This window comes from Salmonella sp. 32010601201800023SM (assembly GCF_017572235.1).
Taxonomy (GTDB): Bacteria; Pseudomonadota; Gammaproteobacteria; order Enterobacterales; family Enterobacteriaceae; genus Salmonella; species Salmonella enterica.
Genome location: NZ_JAGEQS010000005.1, coordinates 248029 through 264634, shown reverse-complemented (window position 1 = coordinate 264634; position 16606 = coordinate 248029). Strand labels below are relative to the sequence as shown.

Sequence of the window (16606 nt, the reverse complement as noted above, 5' to 3'; positions counted from 1 at the left end):
CGGTTAATGCGCTTTACGCAATAAATAGCGGTACGGCAGACCCTCCGTCTCTTGCGCCAGCAAATCGTGTTCCATAAAGGTACAGAACCCCGGAATATCACGCGTTGTCGCCGGATCGTCGGCGATAATCAGCAATGTTTCGCCAGTTTGCATGTTGCGCACCGTTTTGCGCACCATCATTACCGGTTCAGGGCAACGCAGCCCCAGGGCGTCAAGCGTATGGTCAGGGGAGGAAAACAGATCGCTCATCTTCGTCTCAATGGTAGAAAAACGGCGATATTTTACGCCCATCTTCGTCAGTAAGCCAGGCAGGTTAACGATTGCGTGAAAATTAGCCATTGCAATGCCAGCGCAAAACAGTATTATGCGGCGGTTCTTTATTGGGTTCCCTCACCCCATCCAACAAAAAGGTCACAATATGACTCCGTTTACACAATCACAGCGCGTAAAAGCGTTGTTCTGGCTATCGCTATTCCATTTACTGGTGATCATTTCCAGTAACTATCTGGTGCAGCTCCCCATCACTATTTTTGGTTTCCACACGACCTGGGGCGCGTTTAGTTTTCCTTTTATTTTTCTTGCCACCGATCTTACCGTGCGTATTTTTGGCGCACCGCTGGCGCGCCGCATTATCTTCGCCGTCATGATCCCTGCGCTGCTGGTGTCGTATGTGGTGTCATCGCTGTTCTATATGGGCGCCTGGCAAGGTTTCGCCGCGTTGGCGAACTTTAATCTGTTTGTCGCCCGTATCGCCGCCGCCAGCTTTATGGCCTACGCGCTGGGACAGATCCTTGATGTCCATGTGTTTAACCGCCTGCGCCAAAATCGTCGCTGGTGGCTGGCGCCGACCGCTTCAACGCTGTTTGGCAATATCAGCGATACCCTTGCCTTTTTCTTCATTGCGTTCTGGCGAAGCCCCGATGCCTTTATGGCCGAACACTGGATGGAAATTGCGCTGGTGGATTATTGCTTTAAGGTGCTCATCAGCATTATTTTCTTCCTGCCGATGTACGGCGTTCTACTGAATATGTTGCTGAAAAAGCTGGCAGATAAATCTGAAATTTCCCCATTACCGGCAAGTTAAAGGTTCGTTTTCCGAGTTGTGATAAGATGAGCGAATGAGCCGTTATGGCCGTTTATCGAAAGGAAGAAGTCAATGCGCAATTTGGTTAAATATGCCGGTATTGGCCTGCTGGTTATGGGGCTTGCGGCCTGTGATAACAATGATACAAAAGCGTCGGCAGAAAGCGCCGCCGCGGAAAGCCAGGCCTCCGGTCAGCCCATCAGCCTGATGGATGGCAAACTCAGTTTCTCGCTGCCGGCGGATATGACCGATCAAAGCGGTAAGCTGGGCACCCAGGCGAATAATATGCACGTTTATTCTGACCCGACGGGCCAGAAAGCGGTGATTGTTATCGTCGGCGATAATACCGATGAAGCGTTGCCGGTGCTGGCGAACCGCCTGCTTGAGCAACAGCGTAGCCGCGACCCGCAGCTTCAGGTGGTCACCAATAAGTCTATTGAGCTCAAAGGCCATACGTTGCAACAACTGGACAGCATTATCTCCGCGAAAGGCCAGACGGCGTACTCTTCCATCGTGCTGGGCAAAGTGGATAACCAATTGCTGACGATTCAGGTCACGCTGCCTGCGGACAATCAGCAAAAAGCGCAAACCACGGCTGAAAACATCATCAATACGTTGGTTATTAAGTAACCTTTACGACGATGATGCGGCCTCCGGCAGTGCAGACGGAGGCCGTTTTTTTAAGCGCCAGGTCAGCAATAGCGCCATCGCTACCAGCCCGGCCGCCGCCAGATAAATCACCGGCACGCCCGCCCAGGTCATCACCAGCCCCGCCAGCGGCCCGGTAACCCCCAAAGACATATCCATAAAGACGGTATAGGTCGCCAGCGCCGCGCCCTGGTTCTGCGGCGGCACGGCTTTGACGGCCACCACGCCCAGCGCCGGAAAGACCAGCGAAAACCCCATCCCCGTGAGTAAAACGCCGATTTTTGCCATCCACGGCATGGCTGCCGTTCCCACCAGTAACAGACCAATAATCTCCACGCCAAAGCAGATCATGGCGACATTCAACCCGCCTAAACGATTGATGCCGTTAGGGAACAGCAAACGCGTGCCGACAAACGCGACGCTAAATAACGTGAGCGCAAAGGCGGCGCCATCCCAACCTTTAGCATCATAAAATAAGGTAATAAACGTCGCGATGACGCCAAACCCTGCCGAGGCCAGTGCCAACGCCATACCATACAGCCAGACACGCCCCAGCACCGCGCGAAACGGCAGCGGCTTGCCTTTGTTCGCCTTCACCGACGGACGTGGAAGGGCTAACAGTATCGCCAACAGCGCCACGCCCATCACCGTTAGCGCCAGCCCCTGTAACCCGCCCCAGGCATAACACAGCACGCCCAGCGGCGCGCCCATCGCCATTGCGCCGTAGGTGACGATACCGTTCCAGGAGATAACCCGACCAATATGCAACGACCCGACGACACCGACGCCCCACAGTGTCGAACCGGTGCCGGCAAAACTTTGCCCAATCCCCAAAATCACGCGACCCAGCCCCAGTAGCAACAAACTGATCATCGGCCAGGCGCTGGCGATATCCGCCAGCAGGTAGCCGAGTCCGCTTAAAAAACAGCCGCATAAGCCAAAGACAACGATTTTTTTCGGCCCTAATACATCCGCATACCGCCCGGCATGGGGACGGCTTAACAGAGTGGCGAAGTATTGCAGGCTGATAATAAGCCCCGCCCAGAACGCGCTGAATCCCATCGCATCATGCACATAGCCGGGCAAGACGGCGAGCGGCAGGCCGATAGTCAGGTAGCTGGCAAAGTTAAACATCACGATGGAGACAATACGCAGATTGAGGCGCAATCCGTTTAGCGCCGGTTCAGCGACGGGTTCGGGCATGAGTATCACCGCATTTTTACAACATGTTTTCTTTTCTATCATGGCGCGCGGTGAAAATCAGTAGTGAGATTCAGATTATCGGTATCAGGGCAGCCGCTACACTTAGAAAAAAACACAACAAGGAAAACTTCATGGCAACCGCTCAACCCGACAAAACGGGTATGCATATTCTGCTGAAACTGGCCTCCCTGGTTATTATTCTCGCCGGGATTCATGCCGCGGCGGATATTATTGTACAACTCTTGCTGGCGCTCTTTTTTGCCATCGTTCTTAATCCATTAGTGACCTGGTTTATTCGCCGGGGCGTGAAGCGACCGCTGGCGATTACTATCGTGGTGGTTGTCATGCTGATCGTGCTTACCGCGCTGGTGGGTGTGCTTGCCGCATCGCTTAATGAATTTATCGCTATGCTGCCTAAATACAGCAAGGAGCTGACGCGTAAGGTCTTACACCTTCAGGAGTTAATGCCCTTCCTGAATTTACATATGTCGCCGGAACGTATGCTCCGCGGGATGGACTCCGATAAAATCATGCTCTTCACCACAACATTAATGACCGGCGTATCGGGCGCGATGGCAAGCATTGTGCTGCTGGTGATGACCGTGGTTTTTATGCTGTTTGAGGTGCGTCACGTGCCTTATAAATTACGTTTCGCGCTAAACAATCCACAAATTCATATTGCCGGCCTGCACCGCGCCCTGAAAGGCGTCTCGCATTATCTGGCGCTGAAAACGCTGCTCAGTCTATGGACGGGCGCGATTATCTGGCTGGGGCTGGCGTTAATGGATATTCAGTTTGCGCTAATGTGGGGCGTACTGGCCTTTTTGCTCAATTACGTTCCTAATATCGGCTCGGTGATTTCCGCCGTTCCCCCCATGATTCAGGCGCTGTTATTTAACGGTTTTTACGAGTGCGTACTGGTCGGCGCGCTCTTTTTGGTGGTCCATATGGTGATTGGCAACATTATGGAGCCACGCATGATGGGCCATCGTCTGGGAATGTCCACGCTGGTGGTATTTCTTTCGTTATTGGTCTGGGGATGGCTATTAGGCCCGGTCGGGATGCTCTTGTCCGTTCCTTTGACCAGCGTCTGCAAAATCTGGATGGAAACCACTAAAGGCGGCAGCAAACTGGCGATCTTACTGGGGCCAGGCCGACCGAAAAGCCGTTTACCGGGATGAGGCGACAGATGCTACAATCTCCTCTTCTTCATAGGCAACGTTGGTCCTGATATGTACCAGGTCGTTCTGGGAAAAGTGTCAACATTAAGCGCAGGTCAATTGCCCGACGCGTTAATCGCTCAGGCGCCGCAGGGCGTTCGCCGGGCAAGCTGGCTGGCCGGGCGCGTGCTGCTTTCCCGTGCGCTCTCGCCGCTACCGGAGATGGTGTATGGCGAACAGGGTAAACCGGCTTTTTCCGCCGGAACGCCGCTGTGGTTTAACCTCAGCCATAGCGGCGACACTATTGCTCTGTTGCTTAGCGACGAAGGTGAAGTCGGCTGCGATATTGAAGTGATCCGCCCGCGCGATAACTGGCGTTCGCTGGCAAATGCGGTATTCAGCCTCGGCGAACATGCTGAAATGGAAGCGGAACGTCCGGAGCAACAACTGGCGGCATTCTGGCGTATCTGGACGCGTAAAGAAGCCATCGTAAAACAACGCGGCGGCAGCGCCTGGCAAATCGTCAGCGTGGACAGCACGTTGCCCTCTGCCTTGTCGGTCAGCCAGTGTCAGCTCGATACGCTCAGTCTGGCAGTCTGTACCCCCACACCGTTTACGCTGACGCCGCAGACGATAACGAAAGCGCTATGACACATTAATTTTTCCCTCTGGCGGCGGACGTGTGTTACAAAATGCGGAGCTTCCCATGCGCCGACGCGCCATACCAAAAGGTTTAAGTCAGATGCAACGTGTCACCATCACCCTCGATGACGATTTACTGGAAACGCTGGACAGCCTGAGCCAGCGACGCGGCTATAACAATCGCTCCGAAGCGATCCGTGATATTCTGCGCGGCGCTCTGGCGCAGGAGGCCACTCAGGAACACGGCACACAGGGTTTCGCGGTACTTTCATATGTTTATGAACATGAGAAACGGGATTTAGCCAGCCGCATCGTCTCCACCCAGCATCATCATCATGATTTATCCGTCGCCACGCTGCACGTCCATATCAACCACGATGACTGTCTGGAGATCGCCGTTCTGAAGGGCGATATGGGCGACGTACAGCATTTTGCCGATGATGTTATCGCCCAGCGCGGCGTGCGCCACGGCCACTTGCAGTGTTTGCCGAAAGAAGACTAACGCCCCAGCGCTTTGCCGGGGGCGCTTCGCTTGCCCGGCCTACGTTCGCACGTCGTCGTTTGTAGGCCGGATGAGGCGCAGCCGCCATCCGGCAATAATGTTTACGCCATTGTGCCAATCGTTTTTCTGAAGCGTAACAGCGCTATCAGGAAGAACACGCCGCCTATCGCCAGCAGGGTCAGGAACTGCGGCCAGACGATACTCAAACCTGCGCCGCGATAAAGAATAGCCTGGGCAAGGCTGACAAAATGCGTCGTCGGCATGGTCAGCATAATATCCTGCACCGCCTGCGGCATACTTTCACGCGGCGTGGAACCGCCGGAAAGCATTTGTAGCGGTAACAGTACCAGAATCATTAATAACCCCAGCTGCGGCATCGAACGGGCGATGGTGCCCATAAAAATCCCAATTGAAGTGGTGGCGAACAGGCTCAGCGCCACGCCCAACATAAACAATGGGATCGATCCTTCAATCGGTACGCCAAGTACGCCTTTCACCATCAGCATCAAAGACAAACCGGAAACCACCAGCACGACCAGCCCCATCGACCACACTTTCGCCATCATGATCTCAAAGGGCGTGACCGGCATCACTAACAGATGCTCTACCGTGCCGTGTTCTCGCTCGCGGATCAGCGCCGACCCGGTCAGCACTATCGCCAGCATGGTAATGTTGTTGATAATCGCCATCACGCCGCCAAACCACGCCGGGTCGAGATTCGGGTTAAAGCGCATCCGAATCTCCAGCGACACCGGCTGAACGTTATCTCCCCGCGCGCGCGCCACAAAGCTGTTGACCTCGCCGCTAATAATATTCTGGATATAACTGTTGCCGGTAAACGCCTGGCTCATGCGCGTCGCATCGACGTTAACCTGAATATCAGGCTGACGTCCGGCCAGCACATCACGCTGGAAATTCGGCGGAATATTGACCGCAAAGGTATAGCGTCCGGCATCCAGTCCGGCATCCATTTCCGTTGCCGTAATCATCTCCGGCGGCAGAAACCACGGGCGATAAAAACTATTCACAATACGGTTCGACAACTGTGACTGATCCATATCGGCGATGGCGATAGGGGCAAGATGCAACGAACCGGGCAGGACGGTAGCGGAGGAGTAAACCGAAATCGTAAAGGCGAAGACGATCAGCGCCAGCATCGCTTTGTCGCCCAGCAGACTGCGCAGTTCTTTAACGCCGAGATTATAAATATTACGTAATCCGCGCATTACCCCTCCTGTTTTTTCAGCAGCAGAATGCTCAGACCCATCACCACCGGGACGGCAATCAGTAACGGCATAAATAACGGCCAGAGATCGGACAGATCCAACGCTTTGGAAAACGTCCCGCGCGCGATCGTCAGAAAATGGCTGGTCGGGTAGATCTCGCCGATCCATCTTCCCGGTCCTTCCAGCGAAGCCACCGGATCGATCATGCCGGAAAATTGTGTTGCCGGAATGAGGGTAATAATCGACGTCCCAAAAATAGCGGCGATTTGGCTCTTCATAAACGTGGAGATCAGCAGCCCCAGACCGGTGGCGATGATGACGTAAAGTAGCGCCGCGAGGGTAAGCGTGAGAAAGCTACCTTTCAGCGGCACGCCGAACACAAAGACCGACAGCGCGCACAGTAGCAAGAAGTTCAGCATACCCAGCGCGATATACGGCAGTTGTTTACCCAGCAAAAATTCGCTGCGCGTCGTCGGCGTTACGTACAGATTAATTATCGACCCCAGCTCTTTCTCCCGCACCACGCTCAGGGCGCTAAGCATTGACGGGATCATCATGAGCAGCAGCGGAATGACCGCCGGAACGATAGCGGGCAGACTTTTCACATCCGGGTTATAGCGATAGCGCGTTTCAATATTGAGCAGCCCGACCTGTTTAACCGGGTTCGGCTGACGACTTGCCGCCTCCTGCAGCCAGCTTTGGTGCATCGCCTGAACGTACCCCTTCACCGTCTCGGCGCGGCTGGGCATGGCGCCATCCACCCAGACGCCAATCTGCGCTGGCGTACCGCGAGCAATATCGCGGCCAAAATTAGGCGGGATCTCAATGGCAACCGCCAGCTCTCCCGAACGCATCCGCCGGTCAAGCTCGTCATAGCTGGCGAGCGGCGGTTGTTCGATAAAATAGCGGGATCCCGCCAGATTGAGCGACCATGCCTGACTACTGACGGTCTGGTCACGATCGAGGACGGCAAAACGCAGGTTCTCCACGTCCATACTGATGCCATAGCCCATAATCAGCATCAGAATTACCGTTCCCAGCAGCGCCAGCGTGGAACGTACCGGATCGCGGCGTAGCTCCAGCGCTTCGCGGCGACTGTAGCTGAACAAACGCCGGAAGCTCAATCCCTGCCGCGACGGTTTACCTGACGCGGCGGGCGTCTGGGATGGCGGTATTGGGGTTTCAGGCGCCGCTCCCGCAGCTTCCTGTAGCCAGGAAATAAACGCCGCTTCCAGATTGGCCGCGCCCCGCTGTTGCACCAATTCCTGCGGCGTACCGCTGGCGAGCACTTTACCGGCGTGCATCAATGACATTCGGTCGCAACGTTCCGCTTCGTTCATAAAATGGGTCGAGATAAAAATCGTCACCTTATCCTGACGCGAAAGATCGACCATAAGCTGCCAGAACATATCCCTGGCGACCGGATCAACGCCGGACGTTGGCTCATCAAGAATCAGCATTTCCGGGCGATGGATCACCGCTACCGCCAGCGATAAACGCTGGCGGATACCGAGCGGCAACGAAGCGGGGAGCGTATCTTCCACCTCCGTTAGCATAAAGCGTTCGATCATCTGCGCGACGCGCGCCGGGATCTCCACTGGCGGAATATGAAACAGGCGGGCATGAAGTTCCAGATTCTGCCGCACGGTGAGTTCGTTATAGAGCGAAAAAGCCTGCGACATATACCCGACCCGGCGACGGGTATCGATGTCGTTCGGGTCTACCGGCTGGCCAAATAGCCAGGCCTGGCCTTCGCTGGCGGGAAGCAGACCGGTCAGCATTTTCATGGTGGTCGATTTGCCGCAACCGTTTGAACCGAGGAAGCCAAAAATCTCGCCGCGCGGAATGCGGAAATTAACATGGTCAACCGCGACGAACTTACCGAAGCGCATGGTCAGATCTTTCGCCTCAATGGCAATCTCTTCCTGCTCAGCGTGATAGGGCGGGATCACCACTGGCTTATGCGCCTGGCGCTGCGCTTCTGGCAACAGGGCGATAAACGCCTGTTCCAGCGTCGCGCTATGGGTTTTTGCCCGCAGTTGCTGCGCGCTGCCGGTTGCCAGTATCTCGCCCGCATTCATCGCCACCAGCCAGTCAAAACGCTCCGCCTCTTCCATATAGGCCGTTGCGACCAACACGCTCATATTGGTCTGCCGTTGGCGGATACTGTCGATTAAGTCCCAGAACTGAGCGCGGGAGAGCGGGTCCACGCCGGTGGTAGGCTCATCAAGAATCAGCAATTCCGGGTCATGAATCAGCGCACAGCACAGCCCCAGCTTTTGTTTCATCCCACCGGACAGCTTCCCGGCAGGACGGTCACGAAACGGCGCCAGGCCGGTGCTGTTCAGCAGCTCGGTAATACGCGCTTCGCGTTCAGCTTTGTCATGACCAAAGAGACGAGCGAAAAAATCGACGTTCTCATAAACCGATAACGTGTGATAAAGGTTTTTCCCCAGCCCCTGCGGCATCCAGGCGATGCGCGGACAGACGTCGCGGCGATGTTTCGCATCGCGCATATCGCCGCCCAGGACGATAACGTTCCCTTGCTCAATCACCCGCGCGCCAGAAATCAGCGACAGCAGGCTCGACTTACCCACCCCGTCCGGACCAATCAGCCCGACCATACTACGGGCGGGAATGTCCAGCGTGATATTGTTCAGCGCGGCTGTTTTTCCGTAATGCTGGCTCACCCCCTCAAGCTGCGCCACGGGAGGAACAGGCACCAGCTTCAGCGACGTCATTGCGACAGCCTCACGCTTAGAGCGTCAGGCCAGGGCACGCGCTCATCCAGACGAACCCAGGCCATTCCCGGCAAACCGGTTTTGACATATTCCAGATGCTGTCGCAGCAGCTCTGGCGGAATACGCGCTTTGACGCGGAACATCAGCTTCAGCCGTTCATCGTGGGTTTCCACGGTTTTGGGCGTGAACTGCGCCACGCTGGCGACAAAACTGATCGTCGCCGGAATACGCAGATCCGGCGCGGCGTCCAGCACCAGTCGCGCTTCGCCGCCGATCTTCAACAACCCAGCCTGTTCGGTCGGCAGGAAAAATGTCATATAAACGTCGCTGAGATCGACCATGTTCAACACCCGGCCGCCAGCCGATAACACTTCGCCCGGCTCCGCAACGCGGTACTGCACGCGTCCATCGCGCGGCGCTTTTAATTCGCTGTCGTCGATGTCGGCGACAATACGCCGCTCGGTCGCCTGCGCCGCTTCCACGCGCGTTTGCGCCTGGATAATACTGGTACGCGCCGCCTCAATCGCCGCTTTTGCCGCAGATACCTGCGCTTTGGCGGTCTCCAGGGCGGCGCGCGCGCTTTCCGCCGCCGCGCGATCGTCATCTAACTGTTGTACAGATACCGCGCCACGCTGCGACAGCGAACGGGAACGCACGTGACGTTTAGAGACGGAGTCCAGCTCAGCTTCCCGCTGTTTGACGACCGACTGCGCGGCGCGCATTTCACTCTGGCGTTGCTCCAGCAAGGCACGGGCGGCGGCAACCGCGCTTTCGGCCTCTTTAATCTGCGCAATCGCCTCCAGCCGCTGCTCCTGCAGCACGCGGGTATCCATTTTCGCCAGCACCTCGCCCTGACGAACGAACTGCCCTTCCGAAACGAGGATGGTATCAATACGCCCGGCAATCTTAGTGGCAATATCCACTTCGGTGGCTTCAATTCTGCCGTTGCTGGCGGCAAACCCCTCCGGTATTCCCGCAGGGCGCAGCATCCACCAGGCTATCGCGGCCACCGCCACAAGAATCCCCGCTCCCCACCACACCAGATGACGCTTCATTTTGTCCATAATCGACCCGCCGTAATCCCTGTTGTCTAACCATGCGTGTCACAAAATCCGCCGGGCGTGCGCTCAGCGGGGGTTTCCATTCGGGATAAGAATGAAAAAAGAAAAGGGGCCAGACGACGAACAGACGCCGATGAAGCGCTCGCCGTCAAAGGGTGTGAATGATGTAGGTACCCGGAAAAGAGGGAGTAATGTTGTCATCATCAGCGTTCCTGGCCGTAAATGAAACACGCATACTCATAACTGCTATAAATCGATACTAACACCTCTGTCCGGGATGTCTATTCGCTTATTGTTTGTAATGGTACTTAGCGTTTTGCCGCCAAATCCTGCGCGCAGGCCCAGGCGCTCGACCAGGCCCACTGGAAGTTATAGCCGCCCAACCAGCCGGTGACGTCCATCACTTCGCCGATAAAATAGAGACCCGGCACTCGGCGCGCTTCCATAGTCCGCGATGATAGTTCGTTTGTATCCACGCCGCCCAGCGTCACTTCCGCTGTCCGATAGCCTTCGGTGCCGTTAGGCTGCACTTGCCAGGCAGTAAGCGTGTCAACCAACGCCTGCTGATCACGAACGTTCAACTGTCTGAGCGATACATCCGGGATGTGCCCCAACTGTTGTAAACACTCCACCAACCGTTTCGGCAAATGCATCGCCAGCGTGTTCTTCAGACTCTGGTTCGGGTGCGCGTTACGCTGTTCATTGAGAACATCTTCCAGCGAGAGGTCCGGCAATAAGTTAATGCTCACTAACTCCCCCGGTTGCCAGTAGCTGGAAATCTGTAAAACAGCGGGGCCGGACAGCCCACGATGGGTAAAAAGTAGGTTTTCCCGAAATACCGTGCCATTGCGGGCGGTAATTACGCAGGGCACAGAGACGCCAGACAGCGTCTGGAGCTGTTCTAACAGCGGCTTATGTAGCGTAAAGGGCACCAGCCCGGCGCGCGTCGGCAACACCTTGAGACCAAACTGTTCGGCGATTTTATAGCCAAACGGTGATGCGCCAAGCCCCGGCATCGACAGGCCGCCGCTGGCAATCACCAGCTTTTGCGTAGTCACCGTCTCGCCGTTCAACGCCAGTACGAAACCCGACTCATCACGCTCGACGCTCAGTACCTCGCTACGCAGGCGCATCGTTACGCCGCCTTTGTCGCACTCGGCAACCAGCATATCGACAATGCGTTGGGCGGAATCATCGCAAAAAAGCTGTCCCAGCGTTTTCTCATGCCAGGCTATCCCATACCTGCCGACCAGATCGATAAAGTCCCACTGGGTATAGCGGGCTAACGCTGATTTACAAAAATGGGGGTTCTGGCTCAAATACGCAGCAGGCTCAACATAAAGATTAGTAAAGTTGCAGCGCCCACCGCCGGACATGAGGATTTTACGTCCTGGCTTCTTGCCATTATCGATGAGCAGCACGCGGCTACCCGCCTGTCCTGCCTGCGCGGCGCAAAACATGCCCGCTGCGCCAGCGCCTATAATAACGGCATCAAACCTTTCCACGTCGCCTTCCTCTCTCAAATTCGGGCGGGAATTGTAAAGTTTCCTCAGTGGTCGCACCAGCGCGAAAAGCGCCTGAAAATGGTATTTATCTGAAATATATAAGATAATTCTTTAGTGATATCAAACAAAGCACGAAGTACATCAAAAAAAGTCTATATTTCACTTTGCCCGCGCCGCCAAAGTCACTGATAATGCGCCGCGTTCATGTCCTCAAAATGGCGTAACGTCCTATGCTACATTTGTTTGCTGGCCTGGATTTACATACCGGGCTTTTATTATTGCTTGCTCTGGCTTTTGTGCTGTTCTACGAAGCGATTAACGGCTTCCATGACACAGCCAATGCAGTCGCAACCGTGATTTACACCCGTGCGATGCGTTCGCAGCTGGCGGTTGTCATGGCGGCGGTGTTTAACTTTTTTGGCGTTTTGCTGGGGGGTCTCAGCGTGGCGTATGCCATTGTGCATATGCTACCGACAGATCTCCTGCTCAACATGGGTTCCGCGCACGGCCTCGCTATGGTCTTTTCCATGTTGCTGGCGGCGATTATCTGGAACCTCGGCACCTGGTATTTCGGGTTGCCGGCGTCCAGTTCCCACACGCTGATTGGCGCCATTATCGGCATCGGTTTAACCAATGCGATGATGACCGGCACGTCAGTGGTGGATGCGCTTAACATCCCGAAAGTTATCAATATTTTCGGTTCACTCATTATCTCCCCTATTGTCGGTCTGGTATTCGCCGGCGGTCTGATTTTCTTGCTGCGCCGCTACTGGAGCGGTACTAAGAAACGCGCCCGTATCCACCTGACGCCAGCCGAACGTGAAAAGAAAGACGGCAAGAAAAAGCCGCCGTTCTGGACGCGTATCGCGCTGATCCTCTCCGCTATCGGCGTGGCGTTTTCGCATGGCGCGAACGATGGTCAGAAAGGCATTGGCCTGGTCATGCTGGTGCTGATTGGCGTCGCACCTGCGGGTTTCGTGGTCAATATGAATGCCTCCAGCTACGAAATCACCCGTACGCGCGATGCTATCAACAATGTCGAAACGTACTTTGAGCAGCGTCCTGACCTGCTGAAAGCCGTCACCGGCGTTGACCAACTGATTCCCTCTCCGGAACCGGGCGCGACTGAACCGACTGAATTCCACTGCCATCCGGCTAACACCATTAACGCGCTTAACCGTGCGAAAGGGATGCTGGCAAACGTGGAAAGCTACGACAAGTTAAGCGTTGAACAGCGTAGTCAGTTGCGTCGCATTATGCTGTGCATTTCCGACACGACCGACAAAGTCGTGAAATTGCCTGGCGTAAGCAGCGATGACCAGCGCCTGCTGAAAAAGCTGAAGACCGATATGTTAAGCACCATTGAGTATGCGCCAGTGTGGATCATTATGGCAGTGGCGTTGGCGCTGGGTATTGGTACGATGATCGGCTGGCGTCGCGTGGCGACCACTATCGGCGAGAAAATTGGTAAAAAAGGCATGACGTATGCGCAGGGAATGTCGGCACAGATGACGGCGGCAGTCTCTATCGGTCTTGCCAGCTACACCGGTATGCCAGTTTCTACCACTCACGTACTCTCCTCTTCAGTGGCGGGAACCATGGTCGTTGATGGCGGCGGGTTGCAGCGTAAAACCGTGACCAGCATTCTGATGGCCTGGGTATTTACGTTACCGGCGGCGATTATTCTTTCCGGCGTGCTGTACTGGCTTTCCCTGAAGATTATTTAAGCCAAATGGGCCGGATAGCGCTGTCGCTAATCCGGCCTGTCAGGATGAAGCAACACAGGCCTGTCATCCGGGAGGCTTATCTAATACGAGCGGGTCAGGAAACTGGCCCGCTTTTTTATTCAGTGCCAAATCATGAGCGCAATCAAGCTCACCACCACCAAACCGCATAACGCGCTGGTCAGCAGAAACTGGCGGCGCACGCGTTCACAACGGCGAATAAATTCTTCATCATGATGATCGCGATAGCGCTGAGCGTAGATATACCATACCAGGCGCACCTGTTTGTTGGGCTGACCATGCGTGGTAAAGAAGCCGCCGCCATCGACATATTGATAGAGCAAAGGATCGCAACCACGAAGTACCACTAACAGTGCGCGTAGCGATGAGAAATAGCGCGCCATATTAACAATGCAAACGACACATAAAGCCCAGAATAGTGAGACGGTGCTTATCATATCTCCTCCCCGGCGACCCGCCCACGGAGTTCCTCTCCGGGACTACCGCTCCCCGATACCCTGCCAGACAATCAGTGAAAGAGTACTACGAAAGCCGTCCATATTAGCGCTCCGCATTCGAACGGCTCTTATACACATTGTAGGAGATCAGTTAATTTTTTTACCAGAAGGTTAATCACTATCAATGCAATTCCCTGAAAATTTTGTTTAACTAACTGGCAAGCAAGGCAGATTGACGGATTATCCTGGTCGCTATAATGTAAGGATAGTTATGGTAAACGGCTGAGCTAGCCCCGCGCATAGAGTTCGCAGGACGCGGGTGACGCGGCGGCATAAGAAACGCCAGTAGCTCAATGGTCATCGACAACTTATGGAAGGAGTAACACTATGGCTTATAAACACATTCTTATCGCAGTTGATCTCTCCCCGGAAAGTAAAGTTCTGGTTGAAAAAGCGGTCTCTATGGCGCGCCCCTACAACGCGAAAATCTCCCTCATCCACGTTGATGTGAACTATTCTGACCTGTACACCGGTCTGATTGACGTCAATCTGGGCGATATGCAGAAACGTATCTCCGAAGAAACCCACCACGCGCTGACCGAGCTGTCTACCAACGCTGGCTACCCTATCACTGAAACCCTGAGCGGTAGCGGCGATTTGGGCCAGGTGCTGGTTGACGCCATCAAGAAATACGATATGGATCTGGTCGTTTGCGGTCATCACCAGGACTTCTGGAGCAAACTGATGTCTTCTGCGCGCCAGCTGATCAACACCGTTCACGTTGACATGCTGATTGTGCCGCTGCGCGACGAAGAAGAGTAATGCTTGCCGTGCCGGCTGGCGGCTAAGACCGCATCTGGTCTATAGTCAATCAGGTTGGCCTGAACCATCAGGCAAATTCCGGCTATCAACAACAACGCCCGCTTATGTGGGCGTTTTGTTTATCCCCCCTTCTTCGCAGTACTCAGTACATCATTCCAGCACACCAAACATAATTAGTGTGATCCACTAATTAGTTTGCGTATCATTTGTATAATAACCTATTGATCAGGCTAATAACCGCAGTCTATATCAGGGTAAGTCTTTTCGGCGCGTTTTGATATACGCGCTCATACGTTTCGGGATGGCATTAAAAGGCGAAGGAATATGAATACAACTGCACCTACGGGCTTGCTGCAGCAACCTCGTCCATTTTTCATGATCTTTTTTGTAGAATTATGGGAACGATTTGGCTATTACGGCGTCCAGGGCATCCTGGCGGTCTTTTTCGTTAAACAATTGGGTTTTTCTCAGGAACAGGCCTTTATTACCTTTGGCGCTTTTGCGGCGCTGGTTTATGGCCTAATCTCCATCGGCGGCTATGTTGGCGACCATCTGTTAGGGACTAAACGCACCCTGGTCCTGGGCGCGATTGTGCTGGCGATTGGCTATTTTATGACCGGCATGTCGCTATTAAATCCCGATCTGATTTTTATCGCACTGGGTACGATTGCCGTGGGCAACGGGTTATTTAAAGCCAATCCCGCCAGCCTGCTCTCTAAATGCTATCAGCCTAAAGATCCCCGGCTGGATGGCGCTTTCACCCTGTTTTATATGTCGATTAACATCGGTTCTTTGTTATCGCTATCGCTGGCGCCGGTGATTGCCGATAAATTTGGCTATGCGGTGACCTATAATCTGTGCGGCGCTGGTTTAATTGTTGCGCTTCTGGTGTACTTCGCCTGCCGTGGCATGGTGAAAAATATCGGTTCTGAACCGGATCATAAACCGCTACGTTTTCGCAATTTGCTGCTGGTACTACTCGGCACCGTCGTCATGATTTTCCTCTGCGCCTGGCTGATGCACAACGTTAAGATTGCCAATCTGGTGCTCATCGTCCTTTCTATCGTCGTCACTATTTTCTTCTTTCGCGAAGCGTTTCGTCTGGATAAAACCGGCCGCAATAAAATGTTCGTGGCGTTTATTCTGATGATTGAAGCCGTGCTGTTTTACATTCTGTATGCGCAGATGCCTACCTCGCTGAACTTCTTTGCGATTAATAACGTGCATCATGAAATTCTTGGATTCGCCATTAACCCGGTGAGTTTTCAGGCGCTGAACCCATTCTGGGTGGTCGTCGCCAGTCCGGTACTGGCAGCGGTTTACACCCGACTGGGTAGCAAAGGCAAAGATCTGACTATGCCGATGAAGTTTACGCTCGGTATGTTCCTCTGCGCGCTGGGTTTTCTGACCGCCGCCGCCGCCGGGATGTGGTTTGCCGATGCGCAAGGATTGACGTCGCCGTGGTTTATCGTGCTGGTGTATCTGTTCCAGAGTCTGGGCGAGCTGCTGATTAGCGCGCTGGGGCTGGCAATGGTCGCCGCTCTGGTGCCGCAGCATCTGATGGGTTTTATTCTGGGAATGTGGTTCCTGACCCAGGCCGCCGCCTTCCTGCTCGGCGGTTATGTGGCGACCTTCACTGCCGTACCGGAAAACATCACCGATCCGTTGCAGACGCTGCCCATTTATACCGGCGTCTTTAGCAAAATTGGTCTGGTAACGCTGGCAGTCACCGTGGTGATGGCCATTATGGTGCCGTGGTTAAACCGAATGATTAATACGCCAGGTACCGAACAGTAATACTCAGTGCCGGATGCGGCTTACGCCTTATCC

Annotated in this window: 15 protein-coding genes; 8 read left to right on the top strand and 7 right to left on the bottom strand. The window is 54.5% G+C overall.

The window, feature by feature from the left end:
• Positions 1-3: 3 nt before the first annotated feature.
• Positions 4-249, bottom strand: a complete 246-nt coding sequence (gene tusA / locus J4617_RS16510) for a sulfurtransferase TusA (protein WP_001541054.1) — start codon at positions 247-249, stop codon at positions 4-6.
• A 169-nt stretch (positions 250-418) separates the two neighbouring features.
• On the opposite strand from tusA, the gene J4617_RS16505 reads away from it, so the two are divergent.
• Complete coding sequence (locus tag J4617_RS16505) at positions 419-1084, top strand: 7-cyano-7-deazaguanine/7-aminomethyl-7-deazaguanine transporter (RefSeq protein WP_001519906.1); 666 nt, start codon at positions 419-421, stop codon at positions 1082-1084.
• A 72-nt stretch (positions 1085-1156) separates the two neighbouring features.
• Positions 1157-1714 (top strand): DcrB family lipoprotein, encoded by a 558-nt coding sequence (locus J4617_RS16500; RefSeq protein WP_001245277.1) that lies wholly within the window; start codon positions 1157-1159, stop codon positions 1712-1714.
• A gap of 3 nt (positions 1715-1717) precedes the next feature.
• On the opposite strand, the gene J4617_RS16495 is transcribed toward J4617_RS16500, so the two are convergent.
• A complete protein-coding gene (locus J4617_RS16495; protein ID WP_077684039.1) occupies positions 1718-2977 on the bottom strand; it encodes an MFS transporter in 1260 nt (419 codons plus the stop codon).
• Positions 2978-3066: 89 nt separating this feature from the next.
• Between J4617_RS16495 and J4617_RS16490 the strand changes: the two genes are divergently transcribed.
• From J4617_RS16490 to nikR, 3 genes are all read left to right on the top strand, one after another.
• The gene (locus tag J4617_RS16490) at positions 3067-4116 is read left to right on the top strand and encodes an AI-2E family transporter (protein ID WP_000179588.1); all 1050 of its coding nucleotides are present in this window, start codon (positions 3067-3069) and stop codon (positions 4114-4116) included.
• 51 nt (positions 4117-4167) lie between these two features.
• Positions 4168-4746 carry a 4'-phosphopantetheinyl transferase AcpT gene (gene acpT, locus J4617_RS16485; protein ID WP_000285379.1) on the top strand — a complete coding sequence of 193 codons (579 nt, stop codon included), beginning with the start codon at positions 4168-4170 and terminating at the stop codon, positions 4744-4746.
• A gap of 91 nt (positions 4747-4837) precedes the next feature.
• Complete coding sequence (gene nikR / locus J4617_RS16480) at positions 4838-5239, top strand: nickel-responsive transcriptional regulator NikR (RefSeq protein ID WP_001190057.1); 402 nt, start codon at positions 4838-4840, stop codon at positions 5237-5239.
• 101 nt (positions 5240-5340) lie between these two features.
• Here the strand turns inward: nikR and J4617_RS16475 are convergent, their stop codons facing one another.
• The 4 genes from J4617_RS16475 to J4617_RS16460 form a co-directional block, all read right to left on the bottom strand.
• Positions 5341-6465 (bottom strand): ABC transporter permease, encoded by a 1125-nt coding sequence (locus J4617_RS16475; RefSeq protein ID WP_001214750.1) that lies wholly within the window; start codon positions 6463-6465, stop codon positions 5341-5343.
• The gene (rbbA, locus tag J4617_RS16470) at positions 6465-9206 is read right to left on the bottom strand and encodes a ribosome-associated ATPase/putative transporter RbbA (RefSeq protein WP_017465327.1); all 2742 of its coding nucleotides are present in this window, start codon (positions 9204-9206) and stop codon (positions 6465-6467) included. Before rbbA ends, J4617_RS16475 begins: the two co-directional genes overlap by 1 nt.
• Positions 9203-10270 (bottom strand): HlyD family efflux transporter periplasmic adaptor subunit, encoded by a 1068-nt coding sequence (locus tag J4617_RS16465; protein WP_000359836.1) that lies wholly within the window; start codon positions 10268-10270, stop codon positions 9203-9205. Before J4617_RS16465 ends, rbbA begins: the two co-directional genes overlap by 4 nt.
• A 305-nt stretch (positions 10271-10575) precedes the next feature.
• A complete protein-coding gene (locus J4617_RS16460) occupies positions 10576-11772 on the bottom strand; it encodes an NAD(P)/FAD-dependent oxidoreductase (protein WP_000439230.1) in 1197 nt (398 codons plus the stop codon).
• 230 nt (positions 11773-12002) lie between these two features.
• On the opposite strand from J4617_RS16460, the gene pitA reads away from it, so the two are divergent.
• Positions 12003-13499 (top strand): inorganic phosphate transporter PitA, encoded by a 1497-nt coding sequence (pitA, locus tag J4617_RS16455; protein ID WP_000902764.1) that lies wholly within the window; start codon positions 12003-12005, stop codon positions 13497-13499.
• A 119-nt stretch (positions 13500-13618) separates the two neighbouring features.
• On the opposite strand, the gene uspB is transcribed toward pitA, so the two are convergent.
• Positions 13619-13954 (bottom strand): universal stress protein UspB, encoded by a 336-nt coding sequence (gene uspB, locus J4617_RS16450; protein ID WP_000626193.1) that lies wholly within the window; start codon positions 13952-13954, stop codon positions 13619-13621.
• Positions 13955-14341: 387 nt separating this feature from the next.
• Here uspB and uspA point away from each other — a divergent pair, with 387 nt between their 5' ends.
• Both uspA and dtpB read left to right on the top strand, forming a co-directional pair.
• Entirely contained in the window at positions 14342-14776 is a 435-nt protein-coding gene (gene uspA, locus J4617_RS16445) for a universal stress protein UspA (RefSeq protein ID WP_000323565.1), read from the top strand.
• 324 nt (positions 14777-15100) lie between these two features.
• Positions 15101-16573 carry a dipeptide/tripeptide permease DtpB gene (gene dtpB / locus J4617_RS16440; RefSeq protein WP_001098280.1) on the top strand — a complete coding sequence of 491 codons (1473 nt, stop codon included), beginning with the start codon at positions 15101-15103 and terminating at the stop codon, positions 16571-16573.
• The last annotated feature ends 33 nt before the right edge of the window (positions 16574-16606 follow it).

What these genes read in the sequence shown, in the direction of transcription:
- pitA (WP_000902764.1), top strand. Translation starts at nt 12,003, where the DNA reads ATGCTACATTTGTTTGCTGGCCTGGATTTACATACCGGGCTTTTATTA.
- uspB (WP_000626193.1), bottom strand. Translation starts at nt 13,954, where the DNA reads ATGATAAGCACCGTCTCACTATTCTGGGCTTTATGTGTCGTTTGCATT.
- J4617_RS16500 (WP_001245277.1), top strand. Translation starts at nt 1,157, where the DNA reads ATGCGCAATTTGGTTAAATATGCCGGTATTGGCCTGCTGGTTATGGGG.
- acpT (WP_000285379.1), top strand. Translation starts at nt 4,168, where the DNA reads ATGTACCAGGTCGTTCTGGGAAAAGTGTCAACATTAAGCGCAGGTCAA.
- nikR (WP_001190057.1), top strand. Translation starts at nt 4,838, where the DNA reads ATGCAACGTGTCACCATCACCCTCGATGACGATTTACTGGAAACGCTG.
- J4617_RS16475 (WP_001214750.1), bottom strand. Translation starts at nt 6,465, where the DNA reads ATGCGCGGATTACGTAATATTTATAATCTCGGCGTTAAAGAACTGCGC.
- dtpB (WP_001098280.1), top strand. Translation starts at nt 15,101, where the DNA reads ATGAATACAACTGCACCTACGGGCTTGCTGCAGCAACCTCGTCCATTT.
- tusA (WP_001541054.1), bottom strand. Translation starts at nt 249, where the DNA reads ATGAGCGATCTGTTTTCCTCCCCTGACCATACGCTTGACGCCCTGGGG.
- uspA (WP_000323565.1), top strand. Translation starts at nt 14,342, where the DNA reads ATGGCTTATAAACACATTCTTATCGCAGTTGATCTCTCCCCGGAAAGT.
- J4617_RS16490 (WP_000179588.1), top strand. Translation starts at nt 3,067, where the DNA reads ATGGCAACCGCTCAACCCGACAAAACGGGTATGCATATTCTGCTGAAA.
- rbbA (WP_017465327.1), bottom strand. Translation starts at nt 9,206, where the DNA reads ATGACGTCGCTGAAGCTGGTGCCTGTTCCTCCCGTGGCGCAGCTTGAG.
- J4617_RS16465 (WP_000359836.1), bottom strand. Translation starts at nt 10,270, where the DNA reads ATGGACAAAATGAAGCGTCATCTGGTGTGGTGGGGAGCGGGGATTCTT.
- J4617_RS16495 (WP_077684039.1), bottom strand. Translation starts at nt 2,977, where the DNA reads ATGATAGAAAAGAAAACATGTTGTAAAAATGCGGTGATACTCATGCCC.
- J4617_RS16505 (WP_001519906.1), top strand. Translation starts at nt 419, where the DNA reads ATGACTCCGTTTACACAATCACAGCGCGTAAAAGCGTTGTTCTGGCTA.